This is a genomic window from Brevundimonas sp., assembly GCF_035999125.1.
Lineage (GTDB): Bacteria > Pseudomonadota > Alphaproteobacteria > Caulobacterales > Caulobacteraceae > Brevundimonas.
Genome location: NZ_DASYGX010000008.1, coordinates 1 through 21,659 on the forward strand (window position 1 = coordinate 1; position 21,659 = coordinate 21,659).

Consider the following 21,659-nt stretch of genomic DNA (forward strand, 5'->3'; position numbering starts at 1 on the left):
CCCTCCCCCGCGACGGAACCCCCAGATGCTGCCCCACGCCCAAACCGACGTCGGAAAGTCGCGGATGGAAAAACGCAGCGCGTTGAAAGAGCGAGGAAAGACGGGAGAAGTCGTCACGACTTCCCGACCCAAGGCGCCGCACCCTCTCCCGGCGGGAGAGGGCTTGAGCGTCCAAGAGCGGAGCGATTGGAAACGCGAAAGGGTGAGGGGCTGCGGGCGAGAGGGGGCCCCTCACCCTTTCGGCTTGGCGCATCGCTGACGCTCTGCGAGCCTCAAGCCCTCTCCCGCAGAGAGAGGGGCGGGTCAGGAAGGCGTGCGCTTTAACGGGGGGAGGCGGGTCAGGCGCGGCCGACGGTGACCGGGTGGTCCGGAGCCCTGGGGCGGTGGCGGTAGCGGGCGCCCTTGAGCAGCATCTTCAGGGCTTCCCAATGGATGGCGGCGGTGACCTTGAAGGTCAGCAGGGCGTGGGTGACGAAGAGGCGGGCCAGCGAGGCGTCGGTCAGGGGGCGGCGGTCGCCGGCGAAGGAGGCGGTCAGCAGGGGGCGGCCGTCGCGCTTCGCCAGGATGGCGACGGAGACGCGGTCGTCCGGGGCTTGGACTTCGAACTCATAGGTCAGGGCCGCGTCCATGAAGGGCGAGACGAAGTGGGTCTTGTCCGTCGCATGGCGGGCGTGGCCGTCGGGGGCGAGGCCGGCGGGCATGGCGTAGCTGTGCCGCTCGCCGAAGGTGTTGGTGACCTCGTGCACCAGTCCGCGCAGGGCGCCGTCGGGGCCGTGGGCGAACCAGACGCTGATCGGGTTGAAGCCGTAACCGAGCACGCGCGGCATGGTCAGCAGACGGATCGGGCCGCCGTCGAGGTGGACGTCGGCCTGAGCCAGCGCGGCCTCGATCTGGGCGCGCAGCGGCACGGCGGAACCGTCGCCGTGGTCGGACGGGCGCCAGGACAGCAGAGAGAAACGGCGACGGGAGAGCAGGCGCGGGCGCTCGGCCTCTATCGCGTCGAGGTCGATCAGCAGCATCCAGGTGCGATAGCGCAGGCGGTGGTCGAAGTCGGCCAGCCGGCGGTGGACGACGTGGCCGACGTAGAGGGCGCTTTTGAAATCCTCACCCGTAGGGGGAGGAGGACCGCGGAGGGCGGAGCCCGACGGGGTGGAGGGGGCATAATCCAAATCGCGGGGAGAAGCGGCGGGCGCCGACGGATGCGGCCATCCCCCTCCACCCCCGTCGCTGCGCTCCGGCGGTCCTCCTCCCCCTACGGGTGAGGATTTGTGGATCACGCAGCTTCCGCGAGGTCGGGGGCGGGCGTCAGGTGGATGCGGCCGCTTTCGTTCTCGACCTGCCACGGGCGACGGACGCCGCCGATGGCCTCGGCGACCGCAAGGCCGGCCTGGAGGCCGTCCTCGTGGAAGCCCGCGCCGAACCAGGCGCCGGCGAACCAGACGCCGCCCTGTCCCTGCAGGCTCCAGAGCTCCTTCTGAGCCGCCACGCCGGCGACGTCGAAGACGGGGTGCTCATAATCCCATTCGCCGATGACCAGTTCGGGGTCGGGCTCGCGCGCCGGGTTCAGGCTGACGAACAGGGGAGGCCCCGGCAGGGACTGGAGCTCGTTCATCCAGTAGGTGACGCCGCCTTCGCCCGCGCGGTCGGAGCGGCCCATGTGGGTCCAGGCGGCCCAGGCCTTGCGGCGGCGCGGCATCAGCGAGATGTCGCGGTGCAGGACGGCGCGGTTGGCGCGATAGGGGATGGCGCCCAGCAGGCGGCGCTCGGCGGCGGTCGGCGCCTCGAGCAGCCGCAGCGCCTGATCCGAGTGGGTGGCCAGCACGACGTCGTCGAAGCGATGCAGCGTGCCGTCGGCCATGCGCAGGGCGGCGCCGTCTTGGTCTCGGACCACGCCGACTATGCGGGCGCCGGTGACCACGCGACCTTCCAGCGCCTGCCCCAGACGATCGACGTATTCGCGGCTGCCGCCGTCGATGGTGCGCCAGGTCGGGCGCAGGTCGTAGGTCAGCAGGTTGTGGTTCATGTAGAACCGGACGAAGGCCGCGGCCGGATAGTCGGTCATCTGCTCCAGGGTGCAGGACCAGATGGCGGCGGCCTGGGGCAGCAGATAGGCGTCGCGGAACATGGGGCCGTAGCCGCAGCGGCCCAGCCAGGCGTCGAGGCTTTCGCCGCTGGCCTCCAGTTCCGAGAGTTGCCGCGGCGCCTCCTTCTGGAAGCGCAGGATGTCGCCGATCATGCGCCAGAAGCGGGGGCTGGCCCAGTTGCGCTTCTGGGCGAACAGGGCGCGCAGGCCCTGGGTGCAGTATTCCAGCGCGCCTTCGTCGATGGAGACGGCGAAGGACATCAGCGCCGGCTTGGTGGCGACGCCCAGGTGGGCCAGCATCGCGGTCAGGTTGGGATAGTTCGCCTCGTTGAAGACGATGAAGCCGGTGTCGACCGCCACGGGGCCGGCGGGGGAGGGGGCGTCCACGGTGTTGGAATGGCCGCCCAGCCGGTCGTCGGCCTCGAACAGGGTGACGTCGTGGGCCTTCGACAGGAGCCACGCCGCGGACAGTCCCGAGATGCCGGAACCGACGACCGCGATCCGTTTGCGGGCGGCGTGCGTGGCGGCGAAGGTGGTCATGGCGTCTCCAGATCTGCGCCAGAGCATGATCGTTTTTGCCGGAACCGCGAAGCGGTTACGGCAAAAGCGTGAATCATGCTCTCGCATTAATGCTGGAGCCTGATTCACCGCATCGGCGGAACCGCGAAGCGGCTCCGTCTTAGCGGATCAGGCTCCGTGGCAGCTACGTTACGCCTCATGTCATGGATGTGGGGCATCCGACACAAGACTCGTCGCGTAGTAATGACGCACAAGCGGAGCCGGTCCGCAGGCGCGCGCGTTGGTCGCGGGCGTCGAGGTCGATCAGGGGACGAAATCAACACATGAATCCGGCCACAGCCGCCATCCGCAACCTGCAGGACGCGCCCTTTCCCGACTTCGTGACGCGGCCGGCGATCGCCGCCCTGGTGACCGAGGCGCGCAAGCGGCTGGATCGGGAGGCGCCGCACGACGAGGCCGCCTTCGCCGCCGACATGGCCAGGCGCGCGGTGGCCGAACACGCCGACGCGGCCAACGCCCAGCACTATGAGCTGCCGCCGGAGTTCTTCCGCATCTGCCTGGGGCCGCGGCTGAAGTATTCCTGCTGCCTGTATCCGACGGGGTCGGAGACGCTGGCGGAGGCGGAGGTGCTGGCCCTGACCGAGACCTGCGCGCACGCGGGGCTGGAGGACGGGCAGCGGATCCTGGAGCTGGGCTGCGGCTGGGGCTCGCTGAGCCTGTGGATGGCGGAGCGGTATCCGCGGGCCCGGATCACGGCGGTGTCGAACAGCCACGGGCAGCGCGGACACATAGAGGCGCAAGCCGCGGCGCGGGGTCTGACCAATCTGACGGTCATCACCCAGGACATGAACGACTTCCGACCCGAGGTGGCGGAGCATGAGCGGTTCGACCGGATCGTCTCGGTCGAGATGTTCGAGCACATGGCCAACTGGCGGGCCCTGCTGACCCGGGCGAAGGGTTGGCTGAAGCCGGACGGGCGGATGTTCATCCACATCTTCACCCACAGGGCCGCCCCCTATCGGTTCGACCATTCGGACACCGGCGACTTCATCGCCCAGCATTTCTTCACCGGCGGGGTGATGCCGTCGAAAGGGTTGATGCGGCGGTTCCCCGATCTGTTCGAGGTGGAGCGGGAGTGGACCTGGAACGGGGTGCACTATCAGCGGACGGCCGAGCACTGGCTGAAGAACATGGACCTGAACGTGGACCGTGTGTCGGATCTGATGCGCGGGACCTATGGAGCCGATTGGAAGCTGTGGCGGCGGCGCTGGCGGCGGTTCTACCTGGCCACGGCCGGCCTGTTCGGCAACGACGACGGAAAGACCTGGGCCGTGAGCCATTACCTGCTGAAACCGACGGGAGCCGAAGCATGATCAAGTGGGTCGCGGGATATCTGGGGGCGGCGATCACCATGGCGGCGATCGACGCCGTCTGGCTGACGACGATGGCGGACCGGCTGTACCGGCCGGTGATCGGCGCGATCATGGCGGACAAGCCGGACATGAAGGCGGCGGTGGCCTTCTACCTGCTGTACATCTTCGGCATCTGCTTCTTCGCCATCGCGCCGGCGCTGAAGGACGGGCAGTGGACGCGGGCGCTGATCAACGGGGCGGTGCTGGGGCTGATCGCCTACGGCACATACGACCTGACCAATCAGGCGACGCTGTCGGTGTGGTCGACGCGGCTGACGATGATCGACATGGTCTGGGGCACGGCCCTGACGGCTGTGACGGCGACGGGCGGCTACCTCGCGGCCCGCTGGGCGGAGGGGCGCTGGGGCTGAGATCGGGCGGCGCCTAGGCGAGCGAGGGGGCCCCGTCTGTAGGTTCTTCACCAAGGACACCAAGAAAGAGAAGCCACCAAGGACACGAAGGGCCCGCGCTCGTCGTCGCGCGCAGCGCCTTGTTCTTCTGAAAGTCGAAATGCCTGCGGCGGCCAGTGCTCGGTCCCTTTGTGTCCTTGGCGTCTTCTTGGTGTCCTTTGTGATGAACCAGCGCTTTCTCCGCACCGCCGGGGGGTTAACCTTTTCCCTCGCCTGACACGCGCGCGCGGTGGCGGAACGGAGGATTTCGGGTAAGGGTGCGCCTCCGAAGGGTTAACCGGGGGCGGGCGTGAAGTTCGGCGTCAATACTGTGACCGCGATGTTCGTGGCGGGCGTGGTCGGCGGTCTGGCCCTGACGCCCGACGGCCGCGCCTGGCTGCGGTCGCCGACGCTGATGCTGGGCGGGCAGGCGAACGCCTCCGCCAGTCCGGAACCGGCGTCGGAGCCGGTCGCAGCGCCGCCCGCGGCTCCCGCGGTCCCTGTGCAGGACGCCTCGGTGCTGAGGGCCAAGGCCGGGAACCTGAGCGTCGGCGTGTTCGGCGACAGCATGGGCGACGGCGTCTGGGCGGCCCTGTACCGCGAGTTCCGCGACGACGCGGGCGTCGAGGTGACCAAGTTCAGCGAGGTCTCCACCGGCCTGTCGCGCTACGACTATGTGAACATCCAGGCCAAGACGACGCGTCAGCTGGACGAGGCGCCGGTGGACGTGGCGGTGGTCGTGTTCGGCACCAACGACGCCCAAGGCATCGACGACGGCGGCGTGATCCATGACTTCGGCACGCCGGGGTGGAAGGCCGCCTATGGCCGGCGGATCGACGACCTGGTCGGTCTGTTCCGGTCGCGCGGCGTGGTCGTCTACTGGGTCGGCATGCCGCGCATGAAGCGCGACGGCTTCGACGGGCGCATGGCGATCGTCAACGAGGTGGTCGAGGCGCGGATGAAGGCGCTGGGCGTGCCGTGGCTGGAGACGGTGGGCCTGACCACGGACGCCGACGGCGAGTACATGCCCTATGCCGAGGTGGGCGGACGGCGCCGGCTGATGCGGGCCAACGACGGCATCCACATGAGCATGGACGGCTATCTGCGGCTGGCCGGGCCGGTCGAGGCGGCCATCCGGCGCGACGCGGGGCTGGCCGAGTGAGAGCCCTGCTGGCGGTGGCCCTGCTGGCCCTGGCCGGCCCGGCCGTGGCCCAGACCTGTCCGGGCGGAGTGTGCGGCGCCGAGGCTCTGACGCCGTGGTTCGAGGATCTGGCGGCGCTGGAGGCGGGCGAGCCGATCAAGGTGCACGTGCTGCAGATCGGCGACAGCCACACGGCGGGCGAGGTGATCCCCGGCACGGTGCGCAGCCGTCTGCAGGGACGGTTTGGGCGCGGCGGGCGCGGCTATGTGGCGCCGGGCGTGCCGTTCGAGGGCTATGCGCCGCGACAGGTGGTGGTGACCGCGACCGGGTGGAGCTGGGCGCCGAGGCCGGCGCGGGTCGGCGGCTATGTGAACGCGGAGCGCACCGGGCTGTTCGGCGGGCCGGCGCGGCCCGGGACAGGCGACGTGCTGACGCTGGCGCTGGATCCGGAGGCGGAGACGACGCGGCTGGGCCTGTGCGGGCGCGACGGGCTGTGGGACGTGGCGGCGGACGGGGCGAAGCCGGAGCCGGCGCAGATCCTGGGCTCGCGCTGCCGCTTCATGCCGATCGCGGCGGGGGCGCGGACGCTGACCCTGACGTCGCGGACGGCCGACGGCGGGCTGGACGGGGTCTGGCTGGAGGGGCCGACGCCGGGGGTGATCCTGTCGAACGTCGGGCATGTGGGCGAGACCCTGGCCGACTTCGCGGCGCGGGACGAGGCGACCGTGCGGGGCGAGCTGGAGCCGCTGAACCCCCACCTGATCATCCTGGCCTACGGCACCAACGAGGGGTTCGACGACGGGCTGGACCTGTTCGCGCACGAGGCCCAGCTGCGCGACCAGATCTGGCGGCTGAAGCGGTTCGCGCCGGACGCGGCGATCCTGATCCTGGGCGCGCCGGACGCCCTGAGGCGGGGCGAGGCGACGACCTGCCCGGGCGCGGCCGAGCGCGGGCCGCCGCGCAGTCTGGCGCGGGTGCGCGACTTGCAACGCCGGGTCGCGGCCGAGACGGGCGTCGCGTTCTGGGACTGGCAGGGGCGGATGGGCGGAGCGTGTTCGGCGGAGCGGCTGGCGACGGCGCGCGACCCGATGATGCGCGGCGACCGCGTGCATTTCACCTCTGCCGGCGGCGAGTGGATCGGCGGCCTGCTGGCCGACGACCTGATCGGCGCCTACGACGCCTGGAAGGCGGCCCGGGCCGGGACGCCTTAGGATGCTGTTCCCGACGCTCGCCTTCGGCGTCTTCTTCCTGTTCGTCTATTTCACCTCGTGGTCGCTGGATCGCGAGAATGGCCGGCGCAAGCTGTTCCTGCTGCTGGCCAGCTGGTTCTTCTACGCTCAGTGGGACTGGCGGTTCGTCGGCCTGCTGATCCTGTCGGCGGTGCTGAACTGGGGCGTGGCGGCGCTGATCGCGCGCAAGGAAAAGCCCTCGACGCGGAAGTGGCTGGTCGCGCTGGGCGTGGCGGTCAACCTGCTGATCCTGGGCTTCTTCAAATACTACGGCTTCTTCGTCGAGGAGATGGGGCAACTGCTGGCGCGCGTGGGCTGGGAGCGGGATCTGCCGCTGCTGCAGATCGTGCTGCCGGTGGGGATTTCCTTCTTCACCTTCCAGGGCATCAGCTACGTCGTCGACGTGCATCGGCGCACGACCGAGCCGGCGAAGAGCCTGCTGGACGTGATGCTGCTGATGAGCTTCTTCCCGCACCTGGTCGCCGGGCCGATCGTGCGGGCGTCGGACCTGCTGCCCCAGTTCGACCGGGTGCCGCGCCTGACGCGCGAGATGGCGACGCACGGCCTGCTGCTGATCGTCTGGGGCCTGTTCAAGAAGACGGTGATCGCGTCGGAGCTGGCCGTGCGGCTGGTGGACCCGGTGTTCTTCGATCCCTCCGCCCATTCGGCCCTGGACATCGCCGCCGCCGTCTATGGCTACGCGGTCCAGATCTATTGCGACTTCTCGGCCTATTCCGACATGGCGATCGGGATCGCGGCGCTGCTGGGCTATTCCTTCCCGCGCAATTTCGATCAGCCGTATCGCGCCCATTCCATGCAGCAGTTCTGGCGGCGGTGGCACATCAGCCTGTCCAGCTGGCTGAGGGACTATCTGTACGTACCGCTGGGCGGGGGGCGGAAGGGCGTCGTCAGTTCCAGCATCAACGTGATGATCACCATGCTGCTGGGCGGGCTGTGGCACGGGGCGGCGTGGACCTTCGTGCTGTGGGGCGCGCTGCACGGCGGGGCGCAGGTGGTGGAGCGGGTCGGCAAGAAGTTGCTGGGCGGCCGGTCGGTCGTCCCGATGTGGTTGGGCGTGCTGATCACCTTCCACGTGGTCTGCCTGGGGTGGATCCTGTTCCGGGCGGAGACGTTCGATCTTGCCGTCGCCATGCTGCAAGGGCTTGGACGCTGGGGGCCGGTCGCGGTGACGACGCCTTTCCTGCTGGGACTGATCGTGATCGGCCTGGGCATGCACTGGCTGCCGCCGCGCGCGGTGGAAGGGATGACCGCCCGCCTGAAGGAGGCGCCGTCGATCACCCTGGGCCTGTTGATCGGCGCGGCCTTCCTGCTGATCGAGGCGGTGCGGCCCGAGGGCGTGGCGCCCTTCATCTATTTCCAGTTCTGACGGGAGGCGCGCGGTGACCGGACCGACCGACCCGAACGACCCCCGCCCGCCGGAAGAGACCGAGCGACCCGATCCGTTCCCCGTCTTCGAGGCACAGCCGGCGTTCTCGCCGTTCCCGCCGCTGGAGCCCGAGCCGGCGCCGGTCGCGGCGGAGCCCGCCGTGGTCGTACCTCTTGCCGTCGCGGTCGTCGCGCCGGAGCCGGATCCGCCCAGCGACTGGAACGAAAAGGCCGACGCCCACGACCTGATCGAGCGGGAGAACCGGCTGAAGACCATGGCCCGCTTCGCCTTTCCGCCCGGCCCGCCGCCGGACGACGACGGGCTGGCCGCGCGCGACCGGCGCTGGACCACGCGGGTGATCCTGGTGGTGACGGCGTTCATGGCGATCTTCAACGCCGCCTCCGTGCCCAACTGGTCGCGGCAGCAGGCGCCGGGCTGGGTCACCGACACGGTGCGCGGGGTGTCGGAGGTGTGGGCCCGGCAGGCGGCGCTGCTGGGCGCCGACCTGCCGCGCCAGGGTGTGCGCGACGCCTATGAGACGGCGCGGGACGCGGAGTGGGGGACGTCGCAATCAACCCCTTCTCCCCTTGCGGGAGAAGGTGGGCGACGAAGTCGGTCGGATGAGGGGGCTGCCTGAAGGGCGCGCGGCGAAAGCCCCCTCATCCGTCTCGCTTCGCGAGCCACCTTCTCCCGCAAGGGGAGAAGGGCAGCCTCCCTTGCCCCACCGCGACCCGCCCCCCATACCCGTCTGCATGAACGCGCCCTTCAAGAGCCCCGACGCCGACGCCCCGCTGTGGGATCTGTCCGACCTGTACGCCTCGCGAGAGGACGCGCGGATCGCCGCCGATCTGGAGGCCGCGCGGGCGGCGGTGGCGGAGATGGGCGGGATTGAGGGCCGGCTGGTCGCGGCGCGGGCCGAGCCGGCGGAACTGGGCGCGCGGCTGGACCGGGCGATCGGCCTTTATGAAAAGGCGTCGGACGCGCTGGGCGGGATCGCCGCCTATGCCTTCCTGGCCGCCTCCACCGCGCGGGACGACGCGGCGGCGCAGGGGTTCGAGGCGGACGTGCGGGAGAAGATCACCGCCGTGGCCACGCCGACCGTCTGGCTGACGCTGGAGATCAACCGGCTGGAGGAGGCCGAGATCGAGGCGGCGCTGGCGGCGCATGCGGGGGCCGCGCGCTGGCGGCCGTGGCTGCGGCGGGTGCGGGCGCAGAAGCCGCACGAGCTGTCGCCGGAGCTGGAGACCTATCTGGCCGAGCGCATGCCGATCTCGGCGCAGTGGCCGCGCCTGTTCGACGAGACGCTGGCGGCGCTGAAGGTCGGCAAGGAGGGGCTGACGCTGGCCGAGGCGCTGAACCGCCTGTCCGATCCCAAGCCGGCGCGGCGCAAGGCGGCGGCGGAGGGGCTGACCGAGGCGCTGAAGGGCGAGGCGCGGACGCTGGCCCTGGTGCTGAACACCGTGGCGGCGGAGAAGGCGCTGGAGGACCGCAAGCGCGGCTTCGTCCGGCCGGCGGACGGCCGCCATCTGGCCAACGAGGTGGACGGCGAGGCGGTCGACGCCATGGCCGAGGCGGTGGCTCGGGCCTATCCGCGGCTGTCGCACCGCTACTATGCGCTGAAGGCGAAGGTGCTGGGCAAGCCGGCGCTGGACCACTGGGACCGTAACGCGCCGCTGGAGACCCGGGCGCCGCGCACCTTCGACTGGGGGCAGGGGCGCGAGGTGGTGCTGGACAGCTTCGCCGCACTGGGGCCCGAGTTCGCCGATCGCGCGCGGGGCTTCTTCGACCGGCCGTGGATCGACGCCCGCGCACGGCCAGGGAAGCAGTCGGGCGCCTATGCCCACCCGGTGACGGCGAACCGGCACCCCTACGTCTTCCTGAACTGGATGGGCGAGCGGCGCGACGTGCTGACCTTGGCTCACGAGCTGGGTCACGGCGTGCACCAGACGCTGGCGGCGGATCAGGGCACGTTGCTGGCCGACACGCCGCTGACGCTGGCGGAGACGGCGTCGATCTTCGCCGAGGGGCTGACGTTCGACCGCCTGCTGGCCGAGGCGACGCCGGCGGAGCGGCGCGGGCTTCTGGCGGGCAAGATCGAGGACGGGCTGAACACGGTGGTGCGCCAGATCGCCTTCCACCGGTTCGAGACGCGGTTCCACGACGAGCGGGCGGGCGGCGAGCTGTGGGTCGAGCGGATCGGGCAGATCTGGCTGGAGGAAATGGGCGCGTCGCTAGGGCCGGCGGTGACGCTGAACGAGGGCTATGACGTGTGGTGGGCTTATGTGAGCCACTTCGTCCACTCGCCCTTCTACGTCTACGCCTATGCGTTCGGGGACCTGCTGACGGCGGCGCTGATGGAGACGCGGCGGGCGAATCCGGAGGGGTTCACGCCGCTGTACCGTGATCTGCTGGCCGGCGGCGGGACCAAGACCTACGTCGAGGCGCTGAAGCCGTTCGGCCTGAACCCGCGCGACCCGGCGTTCTGGACGATCGGCACGAAGCGGCTGGAACGGTTGATGAACGAGTTCGAGGGGCTGGTTTGATCCTCGAAAGGAGCGCGGACCTCCAGGTCCGCGTCTGCTCGCTCGACGGTGTCGCGGACCTGGAGGTCCGCGCTCCAAGTGAGCTCAGGTCCGCACGCGCATCGGCGCCGTGATCCCCTCGGCGGTCTTCTCCACCCGCCAGCGGCCGAGGGAACGGGTCTCGAAGGGCTTGGCGAAGAGGGTGGAGACGGCGATCAGCTCCGCCGTCGCCGCGTCGCGGGTGACGGTCAGGGTCAGGAAGCCCTTGGCCTTCTGGTCGCAGTGGACGACCTCGGGGTTGGCCTGGTCCAGCAGGGGGCCGAGCGGGATGGCGCCCACGGCGTCGCCGGGCGAAGGGCTGGAGATCGAGCTGGTCCCGAACTCTGCGCCGCGCCGCGCGCCCGAGGCGTCCTTCAGCTCGTTGACCCAGAAGGCGTGGCTGTCGCCGGCCAGGACGATCGGCTGGACGCCGGCCTGGGCGAACTGGGCGTACAGGCGCTCCCGGGCGACGGGGTAGCCGTCCCAGCTGTCGAGGTTGAACGGCAGGCCGGCCTTGAACAGCGGGATGACCTTGCGCAGGCCGTCGGCGACCTCGGCGGGCAGGGACGAGAGCGCGGCCTCGATCTGCTGCGGGCTTGCGACGGCGGTGACGTCGGGGCCGGCGACGCGGGCCATGACGACCTGGTTGCCGATCACCTGCCAGGCGGCGTCGCGGTGCCGGTTGAGCGTTTCCGACAGCCAGGCGCGCTGGGGCTCGCCCAGCAGGTCGCGCGACGGATCGTTCCGCTTCGCCTCGAACCCGGCCAGGTCGGGCGCGCCGTCGACCACGCCCATGTCGCGGGCGTAGTCCAGCTGTTCGGCGCGGGCGGTCAGGCGCGTCTCGACCATGTGCAGGGCCATCAGGTCGCCGAACCGGAAGGAACGGTAGATGGCGTCGGTCAGGCCGCCCTGCGGCTCGCGGATCGGCATCCACTCGGCATAGGCGCGGATGGCGGCGGCCTTGCGCGTGGCCCAGTCGCCCTCGGTGTCCGGCTGATGGTTCTCGGCGCCGCTCAGCCAGCCGTCGTTGGTGACCTCGTGGTCGTCCCAGACGCAGATGAAGGCGGCGCGGGCGTGGGCGGCCTGCAGATCGGGGTCCGACTTGTACTGGGCGTGACGCAGGCGATAGTCGGCCAGGGTCACGATCTCATGCGGCGGCTGGGGGATGCGGCTGAGCGCGGCGCCCGTGGCCATGCCGTAGTCGCCGGGGCCGGCACCGTATTCGTAGATGTAGTCGCCGAGGTGGATCACGGCGTCCAGCCGCTCCAGCTCCGCTATCGCCGCATAGGCGTTGAAGAGGCCGCCGGGGTGCAGCTGGCACGAGGCGACCGCGACCACGACGTCCTCGGTTGGGCCGACCGGCAGGGTGCGGCAGCGGCCGACGGACGAGACGACGTCGCCGACGGCGAAGTCGAAGGCGTAGTCCCGACCCGGCTGCAGGTCGGCGGCGTCGATCTTGACCGTGAAGTCCCGCTCGGCGCCGGCGGTGACGCGGCCCGTGGGGCGCGCGGGTCGGGCCTGGCCCCACGGCCAGATGCGCCAGTCGACCTGGACCGGGGCGTCGGTCGTGACGCGGGTCCACAGGACGACGCGGTCGGCGAGCGGATCGCCGGAGGCCACGCCGTGCAGGAAGGCGGGCGCGGGCTGGGCGCTCGCCGCCGTCGGGACCGTGGATCCGGCGGCCAGCAGGCCCAGCAGGCCGCGGCGGTGAAGTTCGGCCATGCGGCCCTCCGAGGCAGGCAGGCCGGGTCCGGAGACCCGGCCTTCAGGGTCAGTAGCGGATGCGCAGGCCGACGCCGTATTCCAGCGGGCGGCCGGCGATGAAGGTCGGCAGGCCCAGACCGTCGCCGGTGTTGCCCGCGTCCTTGATGTACTCTTCGTCCAGCAGGTTGTCGCCGTAGGCCTCGACCTGCCAGCCGCCGTCCAGCGGGGCCCAGCGGACGCGCAGGTTCAGCAGGCCATAGGCGTCCTGCACCTCGTCCTGCGCCGTGTCGGGCACCAGGTTGGAGACCTGCAGCGACGGGATGTCGTTGTCGTCGCTGAAGAAGGTCTCGGACTGCCAGGTGTAGGTCGGCTGGAACTCCAGATCGCCGCCGGCGAACGGCACACGCCAGCTCAGCCCCACCGAGGCCATGTGGTCCGGCGAAAGACGGAAGCTGTTGCCGTCGAAGATGCCGCTTTCGAAGCGCGAGCGGTTGAAGGCGTAGGTGCCGAAGACGTCGAAGGTTTCCGAGGCGATCCAGAAAACCTGGCCCTCAAAGCCGTAGGACGTCGCCTCGCCGGCGTTGGTGGTGATGAAGCGGGTGCCTTCCTGGACGGTCGTCTGGAAGTTCTCGTAGCTGTAGTGGAACACCGCGCCGTCGAAGCGCAGGCGGCCGTCGTTCAGGGCGGTCTTGTAGCCGACCTCGAAGCTGTCGACCGTCTCTTCGTCCACCGGGGTGAAGGTCGGGGCGCCGAACGGGACGGCCGGCGGACGCGCCGCCAGCACCTGGGGCCGTCGGCCGCGGGCGTAGTTGGCGTAGACGGCGCTGTCGTCGCCCAGGTCGTAGCGGGCGGTCAGACGCCAGGTCAGACCGTCGTCCTCCAGATCCTGATAGACGAAGTCGCCGTTGTTCGCCGTCGGCTGAACCCCGAGGCCGAAGGCCGGGAAGGCGGCCGAGAACGGAGCCGTCGCGGCGCCCGGCGTGGCCAGCTGGACGATCAGATTGTTGACGAAGGCGCCCAGGGCGGCGGCCTGGGCCAGCGACTGGGGCGTGCCCTGGGCGATCAGGGCGTTGATCTGCGCCTGATAGGCCGGCAGGGCCAAGAGGCCGCCCAGCACCGAGCGGCCGTTGGTGACCGAGGCCGAATAGCCGACGGTCTTCTCATCGGTGGTCCGGCGCACGCCCGCGGCGACTTCCAAGCGGTCGGTCAGGCGGAAGGTGACGTCGCCGAAGAGGTCGTACGAAGTCAGCTCTTGGCTGTTCGTGCCCTCCTCGATGTGGGCCGGCTTCAGGTTGTTGCGGATGCCGGGGCGCACGGGGGCGGGCAGGCCCAGACCGCCCAGGATGGGGTCGATCAGCGCCGGGTTGCCGTAGGCGATGAAGGGCAGGGTGTTGTTCCCGGCGGACAGGGGATTGCCGTCCAGCAGGCCGGCCACCTGGGTCAGGGCGATGCGTTCGTCGAACTGGGTGACGGCGCGCTGGCTGCCGTCCTCATGGAACCAGGCGGCGCCGACGAAGCCGGAGACGCGGTCGCCGCCGTCCCAGGCCAGGCGGAACTCCTGGCTGGTCTGCTCGCCGCGAGCGTCCTCGGCGGCCGTCAGGACGGGCAGGGAGATGCCGTCGGCGTCGAAGGTCTCATAGCTGTCGAACTCGCGGTGGGCGGTGATCGAGGTCAGGGTCAGGGACGGCGTGAAGGCCCACTCGCCGATGCCGGTGACGCCCCAGACCTCGCGGTCGAGGCCCAGCTCCTTGCCGCCGTCGAAGTCGGCGCGCGGGGTCAGCGCCGCGCCCTCCCAAGGTTCACGTCCGCCGAGGACGGCGCCGGTCGCCGGATCGGCCGGGAAGTACTGGCGCGACTTGAACGAGGTGCCCGTGCCCTCGTCGCCCTGCCAGTTGGCGATGACGTCGTAGCGGAAGGCGTCGGACGGCTCGAAGCCGACGGAGACGCGGAAGGCCTCGGTCTCCACGCCGTTGTAGTCAGGCCCGCCCAGCAGGTTCTCGACGTAGCCGTCGCGGTCCTTCAGCCGGCCGGCGAGGCGCACGGCGACCGTTTCGCCGATGGGCAGGTTCGACGCGAACTCGAAATTGGCGCGCTCCAGACTGCCGAAGCTGACGCCCCAGTCGCCTTCGTAGACGCCGATGACGGGCTTGTTCTGCACCAGGTTGACCGCCCCGATCAGGGCGCCGCGGCCGTACAGGGTCGACTGCGGGCCCTTGGCGATCTCGACGCGGGCCAGGTCGAACAGCTCGACGTAGCTGCCGCGCGACTTCGAGATCGAGACGCCGTCCTGATAGACCGAGACGCGGGGCTCGACCGTGGCCTCGCCCGAATCCGAGGTGATGCCGCGCATCACGAAGCCCGGGTTGTTCGGCGACTGGTTCTGCACCAGGAAGCCGGGCACGAAGGCCGACAGGGCGTCGAACTCCTGGACGCCGAGGTCCTGAAGGAACTCGCCGGTGTAGGTCGTCAGGGCGAAGGGCACCTCGACCGGGTCCTGCTCGCGCAGCTGGGCGGTGACGACGACGTCGTCGACGCGCGTGACCTCGGGCTCCTGATCCTGGGCCCGGGCGGCGCCGGCGAAGGACAGGGCCAGGGCGCCGGCTCCCAGAAGCAGTGACGAACGGGTGACGTGACGACGCATGATGGTTCCCCCTTGAACTCAGGGAACCGGCCCTAGCGGGCGCGCATGTCCGGCCCGCGACGGCGCGGCTGCACAAGCGTGACGGTAGGGCGTCCGTTCGTCGTCAAGTCCGCCGGTCGCAGACGATGCCTAGTGGGCGTGTTCGGCGGCCCAGGCGTCGACCTCTGCGATCCGCGCGGCCTTCTCCGCTTCGGTCAGGAAGCTGCCCTCGAAGCTGTTGCGGGCGATCCGCGTCAGCTGGTCGCGGGTCAGGCCCACAGCCTCGGCCAGGCGAACGTAGTTGTCGTTCACATAGCCGCCGAAATAGGCCGGGTCGTCCGAGTTCAGCGTGACGTGCAGGCCGCGCCGCAGCATCTCCGGCACGGGATGGCTTTTCAGGTCCTTCACAACGCAGAGCTTCAGGTTCGACAGGGGGCAGACCGTCAGAGTCATGCGCTCGTCGGCCAACCGGCGGATCAGAGCCTCGTCCTCCATGGAGCGGTTGCCGTGATCCATTCGGTCGATGTGCAGCAGGTCCAGCGCTTCATGGACGTACTCGGGCGGGCCCTCCTCGCCGGCGTGGGCGCAAAGCTTCAGCCCCATGTCGCGGGCGCGGGCGAAGACGCGCTGGAACTTGGACGGGGGGTGGCCGACCTCGGAGGAGTCCAGGCCCACGCCGACGATGCGGTCCAGCCAAGGCTCGGCGGCACGCAGGGTGTCGAACGCCGCGTCCTCGTCCAGATGGCGCAGGAAGCACAGGATCAGTTTCGAGGTGACGCCCAGCTCCTGTTCCGCCGCCTTCATGCCCGCCAGAAGCCCGTCGGCCGCGACCGCGAACGGCAGGCCGCGATCCGTGTGCGTCTGCGGGTCGAAGAAGATCTCGGCGTGCGTGACGCCGTCCGCCCCCGCCCGCCGGAAATAAGCCAGGGCCAGTTCGTGGAAGTCTTCCTCCGTCCGCAGCACGTCGGCCCCGGCGTAGTAGATGTCGAGGAAGTCCTGCAGGTTGGAAAAGTCGTACGCCGCCCGCACCGCCTCGACGCTGTCGAACGGAATGGCCACCCGGTTGCGCCGCGCGAACGCGAACATCTGCTCCGGCTCCAGCGAGCCCTCGATATGAAGGTGCAGTTCGGCCTTCGGCAGGTCGGCGACGTAGGCGGCGAGATCGGTCATGACATCATGGCTCCAACAACCGAACGGAAGCGCGGCAAGCGGCATTGCCCCAAGCTTTGCGGGCCAGCTTGCCGTCGAGCGTCACCATGGGCGCTGCCCGGCGCTCGGCCAAGGCGAGGTAGAAACAGTCGTACGCCGGGTGATCCAGCGTCGACGAGAGAGCCAGTGCGCGCCCGGCCAGGCCAAGGGAAGGTTCGAGTACGATCCCCGCGCTCGTGAGCACGGCGACGGCTTCATGGCCCTCATGTTCGAGAAGATGCCCGGCCGTCACGTTACGCCAAAGGGCATTCACGCATTCATTCACGAGAAGGTCCGGAGCGACGCACGTTTCGTCGGCCAGAAGAGCCCTCGCCGCCACGGTTTCGGCTTCCGGCAGCAGCGCCGCAATGACGACGCTGGCATCGACGACGATCATCTCGTGTCGCGGTCTTCGCGTATCAAATCCACGGAAGACGGGAGCGGCACGCCGCCGCGGCGTGCCAGGATCGAATGGCTCAAGGCTTCGGCGCGTCGATCCCATTCCTCGCGAGTCATGCCGCCGAACACCTTCTCCAACGCGGCGCGGTGTTCGGCTTCGGCAGAACGGCCGTTCTCTGCGGCGCGCTTCTTGATCGCGGCGATGATGTCGTCGTCGACATTGCGGACGTGCAGGTTTGCGGGCATCGGCAGCTCCTGTGCTATCATATATAGCACGTAGGAGGAGGGGCCGCTACATCCGGTCCGGCACGTCGATGCCCAGAAGGCCGAGCGCGGTCTCCAGCTGCAGCAGGGCCGCCGCCGAGAGGGCCAGACGCGAGCCGCGCGTCGCTTCGTGTCCCGGCGCCAGCACCGGGCAGGCGGCGTAGAATTTCGAGAAGCTCTGGGCCAGCCGATACGCGTGTTCAGCCACGACGTGCGGGGCGCGCTTGGCGTAGGCGTCGTCCACGGCCTGTTCGAAGGCGTCCAACGTCAGGGCCAGATCGCGCTCGGCCGGTTCGGCGACGGCGATGCCGCTGGGTTCCGCGCCCTGATCGGCGGCCTTCCGCAGCAGGGATTTGATGCGGACGGCCTGATACAGCAGGTAGGGTCCGGTCTTGCCCTCGAAACTGGTGAAGCGGTCCAGGTCGAAGACGTAGCTGGTGGTCCGGCCGTTCGACAGATCGGCGAACTTCAGCGCGGCGACGCCGACCTTGTGCGCGATGGCGTCGAACTCTTCCGCCGAGGCGTCCTCGCCGAGGTGCGCTTCGCGCAGGCGCTCGCGCGCCTTGTCGGTCGCCATCGTGATCAGGTCGTGCAGCTTCAGAACCCCGCCCGCGCGGGTCTTGAAGGGCTTGCCGTCCGCGCCGTTCATGGTGCCGTTGGCGGCGTGCTCCAGCTGGCCCTGTGTCGCGTATCCGGCCTTGTAGGCGGCGCGGAACACCTGCTCGAAATGGTCGCCCTGACGGGCGTCGACGCAATACAGCACCAGGTCGAAATCCTGCTCGCGGCGGCGCTGCAGGATGGTGGCCAGGTCGGTGGTGCCGTACATGGCCGAGCCTTCGGACGAGACCAGCAGCAGGGGCGCCAGCTCGCGCTTCTCGCCCTCTTCGGACACGCGGATGATCCAGGCGCCCTGGTCGAACTCCGCCAGGCCGCGCGCCTTCAAGTCTGCGACCATGTCGGGGATCAGGGGGTCGGCGTCGGACTCGCCGTTCCACAGGTCGAAGGTGACGCCCAGGGCCGAGAACTCGCGCTCCAGCGCGGTGCGGCTGACGGCGACGAAATGAGCCCAAAGCGCGCGGTAACCGGCGTGGCCGGTCTGAAGCGCAGCCGTCGCCTTGCGCGCGCGGTCGCGGAACTCAGGCTCTTCCTTGGCGCGGGCGGCGGCGGCCGGATACAGTCGCTCCAGATCTTCCAGCGTCACCGGGCTTTCGGTGGGGAAGGGGCCGGCTTCGGCCAGGAAAGCGTCGGCGCGACCTTCTTCGGCCAGGGCGGTGATCAGCAGCCCCATCTGGAAGCCCCAGTCGCCGAAGTGGGCGTCGCCCCAGACGACGTCGCCGCGGAGGCGGAACAGGCGCTTCAGGCTCTCGCCGATGATCGAGCTGCGCAGATGGCCGACATGCATCGGCTTGGCCACGTTCGGCCCCGCGAAGTCGATGACCACGCGGCGCGGCTCGGCCACGGCTTCGGCGCCCGCTCGCGCGGCGTCGGCCGCGATCTCGGCCGCGCGGGCCGAAAGGGCGGCGTCGGCGACCTTCAGGTTGATGAAGCCCGGGCCCGCGACCTCGACGGCCGAAAGGCGCGCATCGCCTTCAAGCCGCGCCGCCACGCGCCCGGCCAGATCGCGCGGATTGGCCTTGGTCGCCTTCGCCTGCGCAAGCGCCGCGTTGGACTGGAAGTCCGCCAGGTCGGGCCGGTCCGACGCGGTCACGCGCACGCCCGACGCGTCCACGCCTTCGGCGGCGAAGGCGGCCGCGACCGCTTCGCCGAGATCGGCTCTCAGCGCGCTCATCTGCGGACGCAGGTGCCCGGATCGGCTCCGACCGCGTCGACGCAGAATCGGCTGCCGCCGCGGTTGAACTCGGCCATCGCCGGTGTGACGTCGAAACCGATCAGGACTTCGAAATTCTCGCCCGAGGTGGTGGCCGTGGCGCGGGGGATGACGATCTGTTGCAGTTCGCGGGCTTCCATGCGGTCCGCGCCTTCCGCGAACGTCACCGGCAGATCGAAATATTCCTTGGCCAGAACCGCGCGGTCGCGGGCGGTGACGGCGACCCAATAGCGATACGTCCGGCCTTCACCCTGGGCCGCCGGTCCCTTGCCGAGCCGGAACAGCAGGTTCATGTCGATCGTGATGGGGTCGTCGTTACGATAGGTGCACTCGGATGTGACGCCCTCGATCTCGCCGGTCCAGCCGACGCTCGCGGCGCGGGGACGACCGTCCGCCAGTTCGACGTAACGCGCCGCGTCGTAGAGGATTCGCACGGTCGGACACGGACCGGCGTTGGCGCGCCGTGACAAGGGCGCGATCCGCGGTTGGCGATCCCGCTGGTCGGCCTGTTGGCCGTCGGCCGTCTCTCCTCGGCCGCCCTGGGATTGGGCGACGGCGACGGACGGCAGGGCCGCGAACGCCAGGCCGGCGGCGAGAAAAAGCGGAAAGACGCGACGCATGATCTTGGACATCCGGCTGGAAGGGCGGGCGTGCGGCTGCATGCCCCCGCCCGGTGTGACGCTCGTCGCTGATAGCGGCTAAAGCGAGGCGCGGCAAACGCCGCGCGGTGGCGCGCGGCAGGTCCGCGCTGTAGAAGACGGGCATGACCGTCGAAGCTGCCGTTTCCCCGCCAAAGCGCCCGCACTTGACCGTGCGTCTGGCCGCGCCGCGCGGATTCTGCGCCGGCGTGGATCGCGCGATCCAGATCGTCGAACGGGCACTGGAGAAGTACGGCGCGCCGGTCTACGTGCGGCATGAGATCGTGCACAACAGGCACGTGGTCGATCGGCTGAAAGCCATGGGCGCGGTCTTCGTCAAGGAACTGGACCAGTGCCCCGACGACCGGCCCGTCGTCTTCTCCGCACATGGCGTGCCTAAGTCCGTCCCGGCGACGGCGCGGTCGCGCGAGATGCTGTTCCTGGACGCCACCTGCCCCCTCGTCTCGAAGGTCCATGTGGAGGCGGAGCGGCACCACGCAGCGGGGCGGCACATCCTTTTGATCGGCCACGCCGGCCATCCGGAGGTCGTCGGCACGATGGGGCAATTGCCGGAAGGGGCGATCAGCCTGATCGAGACGGTCGAGGACGCCGAGGCGTTCGTGCGGCCGCATGACGCCCCTCTGGCCTACGCCACCCAGACCACGCTGTCGGTGGACGACACGGCCGAAATCCTGGCGGCCCTGAAGCGGCGGTTCCCGGAACTGCCCGATCCGCACAAGGAAGACATCTGCTATGCCACCACGAACCGTCAGGAGGCGGTGAAGCGTCTCGGAGAAGTCAGCGACCTGGTGCTGGTGGTCGGATCGAAGAACTCTTCCAACTCGGTTCGGCTGGTGGAGGTCGCCCTGCGCGCCGGCGCCGCCGCCGCGCATCTGGTGGACGACGCCTCGGCCATCGACTGGTCATGGTTCGACGGCGTGCAGTCGCTGGGCGTGACGGCAGGCGCTTCGGCGCCCGAGACCCTGGTCCAAGGAGTCGTCGACGCCGTGTGCGCGCGCTTCGACGCTGAAGTCAGCGAGGACGACGGCCTGCGCGAGACCGTCACCTTCAAACTTCCTAGGCTGCTGACGGCGTAGAGGGTCAGAGACCCGGCAGCTTGAACGCGCCGGGCCGCCGCGACTGGATCACGATCGCGTTCTGCCCGCCGGTCAGTTGCTGCATGCGCTCGTATTCCGTCGTCGCGTCGATCGTGACGGCGCCGTCACTGGTCGTGATGCGGGTCTCACCCTGCGTCGCGGCGTCGTCACGACGCCAGAACATGACGCGATCGGCCCAGCTGGTTTCCTTGTGGGCGAGATTGCCGAACTCGTCGTCGACCATGTAGCGGACGCGGCTGTCGATGGATTCGGTGCCGGCGCCGACGCGCTGGGCCAGCGCCCGTTCACCGTCCGAGCGGGTCACGGCTCCCCGTTCCTGGGCCAGGATCCGGCGGGCCTCCAGTTCAGGCGTGACGTCCTGAGGCCGCGGCTGGCCCGGCTGCGGCGGGCGCAGGCCGTACTCCGGCGGCAGGCTGAGCGGCGCGGTGGAGACGGTCAGGAACTCGTCCGGGACGACCCGCGTCGCGCCGATCGACTGACGGATGCTGGAGCAGGCCCCCAGGCTGAGGGCGGAGGCGGCGACGAGGCCGACGACGGCGAACTTGCGGATCGACATGGGGTCTTCAACTCACGACGGCGGGCCGGACGCGCGAGGCGCCTCCCCCTTGAGAAACGGCTGATTACGACTTTTCAGGGGCCACGCCAACCTGAGCCGGGCGACGGTCGCTGAGGAATCCGTCTATGAACAGCAGTGCGACCCCGACGGTGATCGCGGCGTCGGCGACGTTGAACACCCAGGGAAACAGGCCGGTGTCCGAGAAGTCGAGGAAGTCGACGACGTAGCCGTACTGGATGCGGTCGATGGCGTTGCCGACCGCGCCGCCGATGACCAGGCCGATCGCCGAGATCAGAATGCGCCGGTCGGTGCGCGTGGCCCACCAGACCAAAAAGGCCGACACCAGCAGGGAGAAGACGGTCAGCGCCCAGCGCGCCTCGCCGCCGCCGAACAGGCCGAAGCTGACGCCGGTGTTGCGCACCATGGTGATGTTGAAGACGCCGGGGATGATCTGGGCGAAGCGATAGCCGTCGGGAATCATCGCCACGTCCGACACGTCGGCCGAGCCCAGAACCCAGGCCTTGGTCGCCTGGTCCAGCACGATGATCAGGAGGGCGAAGCCGTAAGCGGCCCAGGCGATGCGGGGGATCTTCATGCGGCGCGGTTAGCAGGCGGCGGGGATC

The 21,659-nt window shown here is 69.9% G+C and carries 19 protein-coding genes; 8 read left to right on the plus strand and 11 right to left on the minus strand.

The window, feature by feature from the left end; genetic code table 11:
* Positions 1–338: 338 nt before the first annotated feature.
* Positions 339–1,169 carry a DUF1365 domain-containing protein gene (locus VGN45_RS08220; RefSeq protein ID WP_327461273.1) on the minus strand — a complete coding sequence of 277 codons (831 nt, stop codon included), beginning with the start codon at positions 1,167–1,169 and terminating at the stop codon, positions 339–341.
* 104 nt (positions 1,170–1,273) lie between these two features.
* On the minus strand, positions 1,274–2,623 hold the full coding sequence (locus VGN45_RS08225; protein WP_327461275.1) for an NAD(P)/FAD-dependent oxidoreductase: 1,350 nt from the start codon (positions 2,621–2,623) through the stop codon (positions 1,274–1,276).
* Between the two features lie 302 nt (positions 2,624–2,925).
* On the opposite strand from VGN45_RS08225, the gene VGN45_RS08230 reads away from it, so the two are divergent.
* From VGN45_RS08230 to VGN45_RS08260, 7 genes are all read left to right on the plus strand, one after another.
* Positions 2,926–3,975, plus strand: coding sequence for a cyclopropane-fatty-acyl-phospholipid synthase family protein (locus VGN45_RS08230; RefSeq protein ID WP_327461277.1), 1,050 nt, complete (start codon positions 2,926–2,928; stop codon positions 3,973–3,975).
* The gene (locus VGN45_RS08235; RefSeq protein ID WP_327461279.1) at positions 3,972–4,385 is read left to right on the plus strand and encodes a DUF2177 family protein; all 414 of its coding nucleotides are present in this window, start codon (positions 3,972–3,974) and stop codon (positions 4,383–4,385) included. The genes VGN45_RS08230 and VGN45_RS08235 overlap by 4 nt, the downstream gene beginning before the upstream one ends.
* A 328-nt stretch (positions 4,386–4,713) precedes the next feature.
* Complete coding sequence (locus VGN45_RS08240; protein WP_327461281.1) at positions 4,714–5,565, plus strand: GDSL-type esterase/lipase family protein; 852 nt, start codon at positions 4,714–4,716, stop codon at positions 5,563–5,565.
* On the plus strand, positions 5,562–6,755 hold the full coding sequence (locus VGN45_RS08245; protein ID WP_327461283.1) for a GDSL-type esterase/lipase family protein: 1,194 nt from the start codon (positions 5,562–5,564) through the stop codon (positions 6,753–6,755). Before VGN45_RS08240 ends, VGN45_RS08245 begins: the two co-directional genes overlap by 4 nt.
* Before the next feature lies 1 nt (position 6,756).
* Entirely contained in the window at positions 6,757–8,160 is a 1,404-nt protein-coding gene (locus VGN45_RS08250) for an MBOAT family protein (protein ID WP_327461285.1), read from the plus strand.
* 13 nt (positions 8,161–8,173) lie between these two features.
* On the plus strand, positions 8,174–8,797 hold the full coding sequence (locus tag VGN45_RS08255; RefSeq protein WP_327461287.1) for a hypothetical protein: 624 nt from the start codon (positions 8,174–8,176) through the stop codon (positions 8,795–8,797).
* A gap of 115 nt (positions 8,798–8,912) precedes the next feature.
* Positions 8,913–10,703 carry a M3 family oligoendopeptidase gene (locus VGN45_RS08260; protein ID WP_327461289.1) on the plus strand — a complete coding sequence of 597 codons (1,791 nt, stop codon included), beginning with the start codon at positions 8,913–8,915 and terminating at the stop codon, positions 10,701–10,703.
* 84 nt (positions 10,704–10,787) lie between these two features.
* Here the strand turns inward: VGN45_RS08260 and VGN45_RS08265 are convergent, their stop codons facing one another.
* The 7 genes from VGN45_RS08265 to VGN45_RS08295 all read right to left on the minus strand — a co-directional run bounded on the left by VGN45_RS08265 (position 10,788) and on the right by VGN45_RS08295 (position 19,344).
* Positions 10,788–12,443, minus strand: coding sequence for an alkaline phosphatase D family protein (locus VGN45_RS08265; protein ID WP_327461290.1), 1,656 nt, complete (start codon positions 12,441–12,443; stop codon positions 10,788–10,790).
* Positions 12,444–12,492: 49 nt separating this feature from the next.
* The gene (locus tag VGN45_RS08270; protein ID WP_327461292.1) at positions 12,493–15,066 is read right to left on the minus strand and encodes a TonB-dependent receptor; all 2,574 of its coding nucleotides are present in this window, start codon (positions 15,064–15,066) and stop codon (positions 12,493–12,495) included.
* Between the two features lie 129 nt (positions 15,067–15,195).
* A complete protein-coding gene (locus tag VGN45_RS08275) occupies positions 15,196–16,215 on the minus strand; it encodes an adenosine deaminase (RefSeq protein ID WP_327461294.1) in 1,020 nt (339 codons plus the stop codon).
* A 4-nt stretch (positions 16,216–16,219) separates the two neighbouring features.
* On the minus strand, positions 16,220–16,630 hold the full coding sequence (locus VGN45_RS08280; protein WP_327461296.1) for a type II toxin-antitoxin system VapC family toxin: 411 nt from the start codon (positions 16,628–16,630) through the stop codon (positions 16,220–16,222).
* Entirely contained in the window at positions 16,627–16,878 is a 252-nt protein-coding gene (locus VGN45_RS08285) for a FitA-like ribbon-helix-helix domain-containing protein (RefSeq protein WP_327461298.1), read from the minus strand. Before VGN45_RS08285 ends, VGN45_RS08280 begins: the two co-directional genes overlap by 4 nt.
* A 46-nt stretch (positions 16,879–16,924) precedes the next feature.
* Positions 16,925–18,685 (minus strand): arginine--tRNA ligase, encoded by a 1,761-nt coding sequence (gene argS / locus VGN45_RS08290; protein WP_327461300.1) that lies wholly within the window; start codon positions 18,683–18,685, stop codon positions 16,925–16,927.
* Positions 18,682–19,344, minus strand: coding sequence for a Tat pathway signal sequence domain protein (locus VGN45_RS08295; protein WP_327461302.1), 663 nt, complete (start codon positions 19,342–19,344; stop codon positions 18,682–18,684). Before VGN45_RS08295 ends, argS begins: the two co-directional genes overlap by 4 nt.
* 143 nt (positions 19,345–19,487) lie before the next feature.
* Between VGN45_RS08295 and ispH the strand changes: the two genes are divergently transcribed.
* A complete protein-coding gene (gene ispH, locus VGN45_RS08300) occupies positions 19,488–20,459 on the plus strand; it encodes a 4-hydroxy-3-methylbut-2-enyl diphosphate reductase (RefSeq protein WP_327461303.1) in 972 nt (323 codons plus the stop codon).
* Positions 20,460–20,463: 4 nt separating this feature from the next.
* Here ispH and VGN45_RS08305 read toward each other — a convergent pair whose 3' ends face one another.
* Together VGN45_RS08305 and lspA are read right to left on the minus strand one after the other, a co-directional pair.
* The gene (locus VGN45_RS08305; RefSeq protein ID WP_327461305.1) at positions 20,464–21,036 is read right to left on the minus strand and encodes a DUF3035 domain-containing protein; all 573 of its coding nucleotides are present in this window, start codon (positions 21,034–21,036) and stop codon (positions 20,464–20,466) included.
* Positions 21,037–21,100: 64 nt separating this feature from the next.
* Complete coding sequence (gene lspA, locus VGN45_RS08310) at positions 21,101–21,631, minus strand: signal peptidase II (RefSeq protein ID WP_327461307.1); 531 nt, start codon at positions 21,629–21,631, stop codon at positions 21,101–21,103.
* Positions 21,632–21,659 lie beyond the last annotated feature (28 nt).

Coding starts and splice junctions, on each gene's coding strand:
- VGN45_RS08225 (WP_327461275.1), bottom strand. CDS start 2,623: ATGACCACCTTCGCCGCCACGCACGCCGCCCGCAAACGGATCGCGGTC.
- VGN45_RS08230 (WP_327461277.1), top strand. CDS start 2,926: ATGAATCCGGCCACAGCCGCCATCCGCAACCTGCAGGACGCGCCCTTT.
- VGN45_RS08235 (WP_327461279.1), top strand. CDS start 3,972: ATGATCAAGTGGGTCGCGGGATATCTGGGGGCGGCGATCACCATGGCG.
- VGN45_RS08250 (WP_327461285.1), top strand. CDS start 6,757: ATGCTGTTCCCGACGCTCGCCTTCGGCGTCTTCTTCCTGTTCGTCTAT.
- VGN45_RS08260 (WP_327461289.1), top strand. CDS start 8,913: ATGAACGCGCCCTTCAAGAGCCCCGACGCCGACGCCCCGCTGTGGGAT.
- VGN45_RS08265 (WP_327461290.1), bottom strand. CDS start 12,443: ATGGCCGAACTTCACCGCCGCGGCCTGCTGGGCCTGCTGGCCGCCGGA.
- VGN45_RS08270 (WP_327461292.1), bottom strand. CDS start 15,066: ATGCGTCGTCACGTCACCCGTTCGTCACTGCTTCTGGGAGCCGGCGCC.
- VGN45_RS08275 (WP_327461294.1), bottom strand. CDS start 16,215: ATGACCGATCTCGCCGCCTACGTCGCCGACCTGCCGAAGGCCGAACTG.
- VGN45_RS08280 (WP_327461296.1), bottom strand. CDS start 16,630: ATGATCGTCGTCGATGCCAGCGTCGTCATTGCGGCGCTGCTGCCGGAA.
- VGN45_RS08285 (WP_327461298.1), bottom strand. CDS start 16,878: ATGCCCGCAAACCTGCACGTCCGCAATGTCGACGACGACATCATCGCC.
- argS (WP_327461300.1), bottom strand. CDS start 18,685: ATGAGCGCGCTGAGAGCCGATCTCGGCGAAGCGGTCGCGGCCGCCTTC.
- VGN45_RS08295 (WP_327461302.1), bottom strand. CDS start 19,344: ATGCGTCGCGTCTTTCCGCTTTTTCTCGCCGCCGGCCTGGCGTTCGCG.
- ispH (WP_327461303.1), top strand. CDS start 19,488: ATGACCGTCGAAGCTGCCGTTTCCCCGCCAAAGCGCCCGCACTTGACC.
- VGN45_RS08305 (WP_327461305.1), bottom strand. CDS start 21,036: ATGTCGATCCGCAAGTTCGCCGTCGTCGGCCTCGTCGCCGCCTCCGCC.
- lspA (WP_327461307.1), bottom strand. CDS start 21,631: ATGAAGATCCCCCGCATCGCCTGGGCCGCTTACGGCTTCGCCCTCCTG.